At 31.1% G+C, this 5,902-nt stretch carries 8 protein-coding genes; all 8 read left to right on the top strand.

The genetic code is table 11. The annotated features are described in order from the left end of the window. The first annotated feature begins 267 nt into the window (after nucleotides 1-267). The 8 genes from ESU54_RS17450 to ESU54_RS17485 all read left to right on the top strand — a co-directional run bounded on the left by ESU54_RS17450 (nucleotide 268) and on the right by ESU54_RS17485 (nucleotide 5,764). Entirely contained in the window at nucleotides 268-831 is a 564-nt protein-coding gene (locus tag ESU54_RS17450; RefSeq protein ID WP_146848186.1) for a hypothetical protein, read from the top strand. 228 nt (nucleotides 832-1,059) lie between these two features. Then, on the top strand, nucleotides 1,060-1,509 hold the full coding sequence (locus tag ESU54_RS17455; protein WP_146848187.1) for a tetratricopeptide repeat protein: 450 nt from the start codon (nucleotides 1,060-1,062) through the stop codon (nucleotides 1,507-1,509). A gap of 61 nt (nucleotides 1,510-1,570) precedes the next feature. Next, nucleotides 1,571-2,134 (top strand): hypothetical protein, encoded by a 564-nt coding sequence (locus ESU54_RS17460; RefSeq protein ID WP_146848188.1) that lies wholly within the window; start codon nucleotides 1,571-1,573, stop codon nucleotides 2,132-2,134. Nucleotides 2,135-2,386: 252 nt separating this feature from the next. Then, complete coding sequence (locus tag ESU54_RS17465) at nucleotides 2,387-3,133, top strand: hypothetical protein (protein WP_146848189.1); 747 nt, start codon at nucleotides 2,387-2,389, stop codon at nucleotides 3,131-3,133. A gap of 230 nt (nucleotides 3,134-3,363) precedes the next feature. Continuing rightward, on the top strand, nucleotides 3,364-3,810 hold the full coding sequence (locus ESU54_RS17470; protein ID WP_111846088.1) for a helix-turn-helix domain-containing protein: 447 nt from the start codon (nucleotides 3,364-3,366) through the stop codon (nucleotides 3,808-3,810). 44 nt (nucleotides 3,811-3,854) lie between these two features. Beyond that, nucleotides 3,855-4,271 (top strand): VOC family protein, encoded by a 417-nt coding sequence (locus ESU54_RS17475; RefSeq protein ID WP_111846087.1) that lies wholly within the window; start codon nucleotides 3,855-3,857, stop codon nucleotides 4,269-4,271. Nucleotides 4,272-4,435: 164 nt separating this feature from the next. Next, the gene (locus ESU54_RS17480; RefSeq protein WP_111846086.1) at nucleotides 4,436-5,071 is read left to right on the top strand and encodes a hypothetical protein; all 636 of its coding nucleotides are present in this window, start codon (nucleotides 4,436-4,438) and stop codon (nucleotides 5,069-5,071) included. Nucleotides 5,072-5,218: 147 nt separating this feature from the next. Next, nucleotides 5,219-5,764: a hypothetical protein gene (locus ESU54_RS17485; protein ID WP_111845478.1), complete on the top strand. Its 546-nt coding sequence runs from the start codon at nucleotides 5,219-5,221 to the stop codon at nucleotides 5,762-5,764. The last annotated feature ends 138 nt before the right edge of the window (nucleotides 5,765-5,902 follow it).

Here is a 5,902-nt window from a genome sequence, read left to right on the forward strand (position 1 = left end):
TCGATAAAAATTGTGCGCTGGAACGCGCTCACTCAAACGGAAATCGTTGAAGAGCTTTTCTTGGTAGATCTTTTTTCCTTGCATACCATGAAATTAAGGAAAATTGGTAACTTGTGCAACAGGCACACCGTGTATAATTAATGGCTGGTTCTCGCCTACTTACGAAAATCCTCGCGGATTTTCTATTCGGTTTTTATTTACTAAATTCCGTGCTTAAACACGCCACTAATCATACACAAACACGTTGTAAGCAATTTAAAAAAAACTATGAGAAATACATCAAAATTCATTTTACTGATTTTAGCTATCGCACTAACAAGCTGTGGTGCAATGGGAACAAAAACACTTTACAAAACGGAAACAAATCTGAACAAACCGACTAAAATCGGATTTAGTCAAGTTGCGAACGAGGATATTATGGACAAAATAGTAAAAGGAAGTGCGAAAATCTATGATAGCACAATGACTAACCAACTTGCAATGCAAAGCATAAAATCTGACAAAATTATTGTAGAAAATTTTGACGGATTTGAAAGCGTGAAAGCAGATAAAATCAAAAACCTTTGTGCCGAAAATCAATTGGACGGAATGATATTAACACAACTCAAATTTCTGAATGTAAAATATAGTAGTATGTTTATTCCAATTGGAGTTAGCGAAGACACGGAAGTGGAAATGCAATATTACGATGCGAATGGAAATTTATTATTGCATACAAAACATAATACTCATATGGGAAATTCATATTGGAATTTTCCATCTGCGGACAAAACTGTAACAGACGGAACGAAAGGAGCTTTAGGTCAAATAATCAAGGAAATCGCGAAATAAAACTGCTTACAACACCGTATAAAAATAATAGGGCAATTGTCGCTTAACCCAATGGTAAAAGCACTTTTGCGAGGTCGCCAAATTTTTAAATTTGGCTTATTGAGAAAAAAAATAATAAGAAAAATTCAAAAATTCGGCTTGTGTTCAACCGCATGGTAGTTACGTTTTTTCCGCCCTACTATTCTTATACAAAACCGTTGCCACACATTAAACAAAAAAACCAATCATATGAAAAATATTTTACTAATTATAATTCTGACCTTAATTTCTTGTAAAGACCACAATGTTCAAACTGATGTAAATAATAATCAGTATGTTGATAATCTAAACAATGGATATGCGGAATTACAAGCCCATAATTTTACGCAAGCAATCAAATATTTTAATGATATAATTGACAATCTAACATTTTCGCAAAGTGAAACCCTTGTAGCCAAAAGCTATTTATATAGAGGTTTGGCAAAAAATGATTTGGGCGATGAAAGAGGTGCTATTTCCGACTTTACAATGATTATAAATAACAGTAGAGTTAATGATTACATTGCAGAAGCATATCATTTTAGAGGTATAGCACATCTAAATATGCGCAATCTTGATTTAGCTTGTTCAGATTGGTCTAAAAGTGGAGAATTAGGTATTAATAGGTCATATAAATTTATTCAAGAAAATTGCAACTAACTAATCGTCTTAAAATTTTGTATTGATCAGATATAAATAAAAATTACATAAATCTCAAAAAATGAAACAATTATTATTAACCCTTTTTATTTCTGCTAATGCTCTCTCTCAATCTATAGGAATAAATGACTTAATCGACTTTAAAACTCAAAGTGTCGGAAAGATTGAAGAAACTCTAATTCTTAAAAATTGGGTACTTGATGAAGTTCACGAAAACAATCGAACTGGTGTTTTTGAATTATTAGGCAACGAAAAAATATATATTTTTCGACTTAATGATAATTATAATAAAGAAATCGCAAAGATTTTTATAACAGTTAACGACAAAAACACAGATAATAATGGCATAAAATATAGTACCGAAGACAGTGAATTAAATCAAAAAATTATTTTAAATCTAAAGCGCAATGATTTTAATATGATTGAAAGTGGTACTGATTTAGTAAATATGAATTTCAATCCAAAAGTCAATGATATTTTAGTGAAAGATTCTATTCTCAAAAAATATTCTGACGGTCAAAATGAGGTTAATCTAACTACAAATATATTTGTAAAAGTAGTTAAAGTAGAAAAAGAAAATTATTATTCAAATAATTATAAAACAGTATATGAATTATCACTCTGATGCATATAAACGTGTGGCAACAACGTATATAAAACATAGCTATTACAGGCTTTCCAAGAGGTTTGTGTGTATTTGCGAAGTCCGCCAAATTTTTTAATTTGGCTTTTTGAGAAAATAAGATAAAAAGAAAATTAAAAAATTCGGCTCGGTTATAATCCGAAAGATAAGCGTCTATTTACACGCCACAAATCATATGCAAAACTGTTGCCACACTTTTAAAAAAACATTTTGCTAAAATTAAACAACCAATAAATGGCAGTATTTCTTTACCAAATCGGAATATTTTTGGCAATTATAATTGCTTCTTCATTCGGAAAGAAAGCGAGAAATACCGCAGTAATTTTAATCTCGATTTTTACACTTTTGCAAGTATTTATGTCGTGGCTTTTACTTTTACAATTTGTGACTATATTTATCGCTTATATCATTTCAAATAGCTTTGCTGATAAAAAAACTACAAACAAAATTGTTTCAAAAAGTCCTAATAAAAAGATAAGTGATTTTAGGGACAGAAATCAAGAATTAGAATATGCTCAATTAGATAGACTTCATACGGCAAACATCTTGACAAGTATTAAGGCTCCTTCAAAACCTGTCGAACCAACTAATCCTGATAAGTATAAACCAAATTTCTCATCAAGAATAACAATTATTGTAATACTTCTTGTATTAACCATCTTATTATCATATATATTACCATTTGTCTTACTCGTAGATTGGATTAAAAAATCGTCCAATTTATCTGATTTTTATTTTTTTGCCATTTGTGGAGCTCTAATTACTTTAATCCAAATTAAATATCATTATGACGACAATAATGAATTTAAGATAAAACAAGAGAAGTATAAGGTTTATTTAGAAAAATACAATGAAAAATTAAAAAAGTATAAATCGGATTTGACTGATTTTGAAAATAAGTATAAAAGTTTAAGTCAAATAGAAATGGAAAATGCTCGATTCGAAAGGAAAATGTCCGAACTGAAAGGTCATACGGAATAAAAAACGTGTGGCAACACTGCATAAAAAAAATAGGGCAAATAAGTGCTAAACCCAATGTTCAGAATTATTTGCGAGGTCGCCAAATCTTTTGATTTGGCTTTTAGAACAATAATTTAAAACAAAATACAAAAGATTTGGCTTGTGGATAATCCGAAAGGTAATTATTTATTTACAGCCCTACTTCTTTTATACTAAACGTTAGCAGCAACCTAAAAAGACAATTTGCAACAATGAAAGACGATTATCCGAAAATATATCTTTACAAAAGAATAGTTCAAGCAAAACTATTTATAGACAAGAATTATTTTGATAAAATTGACCTTGATAATATTTCGGACGAATCATACTTTTCTAAATACCATTTCATTAGGCTTTTCAAGACAACTTATGGTAAAACACCACATAAATACTTGACAATAGTTCGGATTGAGAAAGCAAAACTTCTATTAAAAAAAAGAAATACGGTTATTGAAACTTGTTTTGCTGTTGGATTTGAAAGTTCAAGTTCATTTACAGGACTTTTCAAACGCATTGTTGGCCTAACACCTTCAGAATTTCAAAAGAAAGAAATGTTACGAGAATCGGAACTTGTTACTATGCCTCTAAAGTATATTCCGAACTGCTTTGCTGAAAACAAAGGTTGGACAAAAAATAGCAATTTTCAAGAAGTCACATAAATATAGTTTGATGAGATTTGTAACTCACATTAAAAAAAATAGAAATGATTACGAAATTAAATCACGTTAGCGTTTTTGTCCTTAATCAGGACAGTGCTTTGGACTTCTACGTCAACAAATTGGGCTTCAAGGTTCATACTGATGCTCCAATGGGACCAGGTATGCGTTGGTTGACGGTTTGCCCTCCAGAACAACCAGAACTTGAAATTACTTTAATGCCTATCGAAGACGGTATGATGTTTAAAGATGGAGCAGCAGAACAAATGGTAGAACTGGTCAAAAAAGGGACATTTGGATTTGGAGTATTTGAATGCAACGACCTACTTGCAACCTATGAAGAATTAAAATCCAAAGGTGTAGTTTTTAAAAAAGAGCCGAAAAAAGAATTTTATGGATATGAGGCTTTGTTTGTTGACGATTCAGGAAATTGGTTCTCCTTAAGCGAGAAAAAGAGGGAATAAAGGCAGCTGCTAACAATGTATAAAAATAATAGCCGAGACAGTAGTGAATTCAAGGGTTGTAGCCCGCTTCAACTTTCTTGTAACTTGACAGGGAAGTACCACGCAATCGGCTACTATTCTTATACTAAACGTTAGGCACAAGCTAAAAAAACATCGAGAAAAATATGGCAGTTTGGCAATATCAATTAAATATCGTTCCGAAAAAAGCTGTTCTCGAAAAATACGGAACAATCCCAAATGAACTTTTAATCGATGATGAAAGTTGGGAACAATATTGGGAAAATATAGTTGATATCGAAAATTTGCCTAAACCGAATTTTGAAGATGCAAATACCATAAAATGGTGGACTGATATTAAACTCGATTTAAAAAAAACGGCTGAACAGATTGACAAATTAGTGACGCGAGCAAATTGGGGACAAAATTCATCGGATTGTATTAATTGGAAAGGAAATTCTGAAGTCAAGGAAGATAATGACTGTTTCATATCTTTTGACCCAAATTCTCAAATTATAGAAGATTTTCATTTTCGTGTGGATTTGAGGAAAAAAGAAAATATTACCAAATTTTTGAGTGGAATGCTTAATTTGTGTGAGCAAAATAATTTAATGGTTTTTAATATTAATGGAGTTTTGTTTGAACCAAAATCTGATTTGATTTATGAAGATTTAAAGAAATCAAATACCGTAGCTTTTTTGACTGACCCAGAAAAGTTTCTTGACAAGATAGCCGAAAAAGAAAATAAAATACAACCTAAAAAGGTCGGTTTATGGTCGAAAGTTAAGGCATATTTTGAATGAAAAGCCAGTGCCTAACACTGTATAACCGCAATTACGGCGGATTCGACTGCGTCCGAATCCACGCGTAATTGCTGCCGTAGGTGCTTATCCGAAAAACATTAAATTTAATCCCGCAACTGCGGTTATACTAAACGTTGTGCATAATCTATGAAAAAATCATATCTAATAATTATTAGTCTAATCCTTTGGACTACTTCCTATTCACAAAATCAGGAAAAGAATATTTGGAAATCCAATGAAGAAATTTTCTGCATTGAATACAACAATAATTGGATTGTTAAAGAAATCTCCCCTTCAGAATTATCTAAAATAGAAGGTATTGATTTTATAAATAAATCTAAGAGTGCAATTCTCAAGTTACGAATTATATCAGATGAAAAAATATCGTCGATTTCTGACAATAGGTATTATGAAAAAATTAAATCTGAGTTACTGGGTAAAAAAGAATTAAATAACACGTTGGCCGTTGAAGAAGATGCTGATTTTAAGGAGATAGAGTTTCGTAAAATGTTGTTGTATTTGGATTTAGATGGTAGAAGCGATAAAAAAACAATCTATACTGTTTATGTTAAAAGATTAGGCGACAAATATATAGAGATACATTATTACTACATTTTAGATATATATGACGGCTGGCTATTTCCACCGCCTGACTTAACAAAACTTATTAATAGTTTGAAAATTGAGATATAAAGACTATGCACAACAATGGTAACCGTTGCACAACCCCATAATTTATAAAAACCCAACCCATATAAGCCGCTTTAAGCGGCTTTGTTTTTTTGATCAGGCTTGAAAATGTGCCAAATTTGGAGCTTTTAAAAAAAGCCA

This window comes from Aequorivita antarctica, from assembly GCF_007997155.1.
GTDB classification, from domain to species: domain Bacteria; phylum Bacteroidota; class Bacteroidia; order Flavobacteriales; family Flavobacteriaceae; genus Aequorivita; species Aequorivita antarctica.

What these genes read in the sequence shown, in the direction of transcription:
- ESU54_RS17450 (WP_146848186.1), top strand. Translation starts at nt 268, where the DNA reads ATGAGAAATACATCAAAATTCATTTTACTGATTTTAGCTATCGCACTA.
- ESU54_RS17455 (WP_146848187.1), top strand. Translation starts at nt 1,060, where the DNA reads ATGAAAAATATTTTACTAATTATAATTCTGACCTTAATTTCTTGTAAA.
- ESU54_RS17460 (WP_146848188.1), top strand. Translation starts at nt 1,571, where the DNA reads ATGAAACAATTATTATTAACCCTTTTTATTTCTGCTAATGCTCTCTCT.
- ESU54_RS17465 (WP_146848189.1), top strand. Translation starts at nt 2,387, where the DNA reads ATGGCAGTATTTCTTTACCAAATCGGAATATTTTTGGCAATTATAATT.
- ESU54_RS17470 (WP_111846088.1), top strand. Translation starts at nt 3,364, where the DNA reads ATGAAAGACGATTATCCGAAAATATATCTTTACAAAAGAATAGTTCAA.
- ESU54_RS17475 (WP_111846087.1), top strand. Translation starts at nt 3,855, where the DNA reads ATGATTACGAAATTAAATCACGTTAGCGTTTTTGTCCTTAATCAGGAC.
- ESU54_RS17480 (WP_111846086.1), top strand. Translation starts at nt 4,436, where the DNA reads ATGGCAGTTTGGCAATATCAATTAAATATCGTTCCGAAAAAAGCTGTT.
- ESU54_RS17485 (WP_111845478.1), top strand. Translation starts at nt 5,219, where the DNA reads ATGAAAAAATCATATCTAATAATTATTAGTCTAATCCTTTGGACTACT.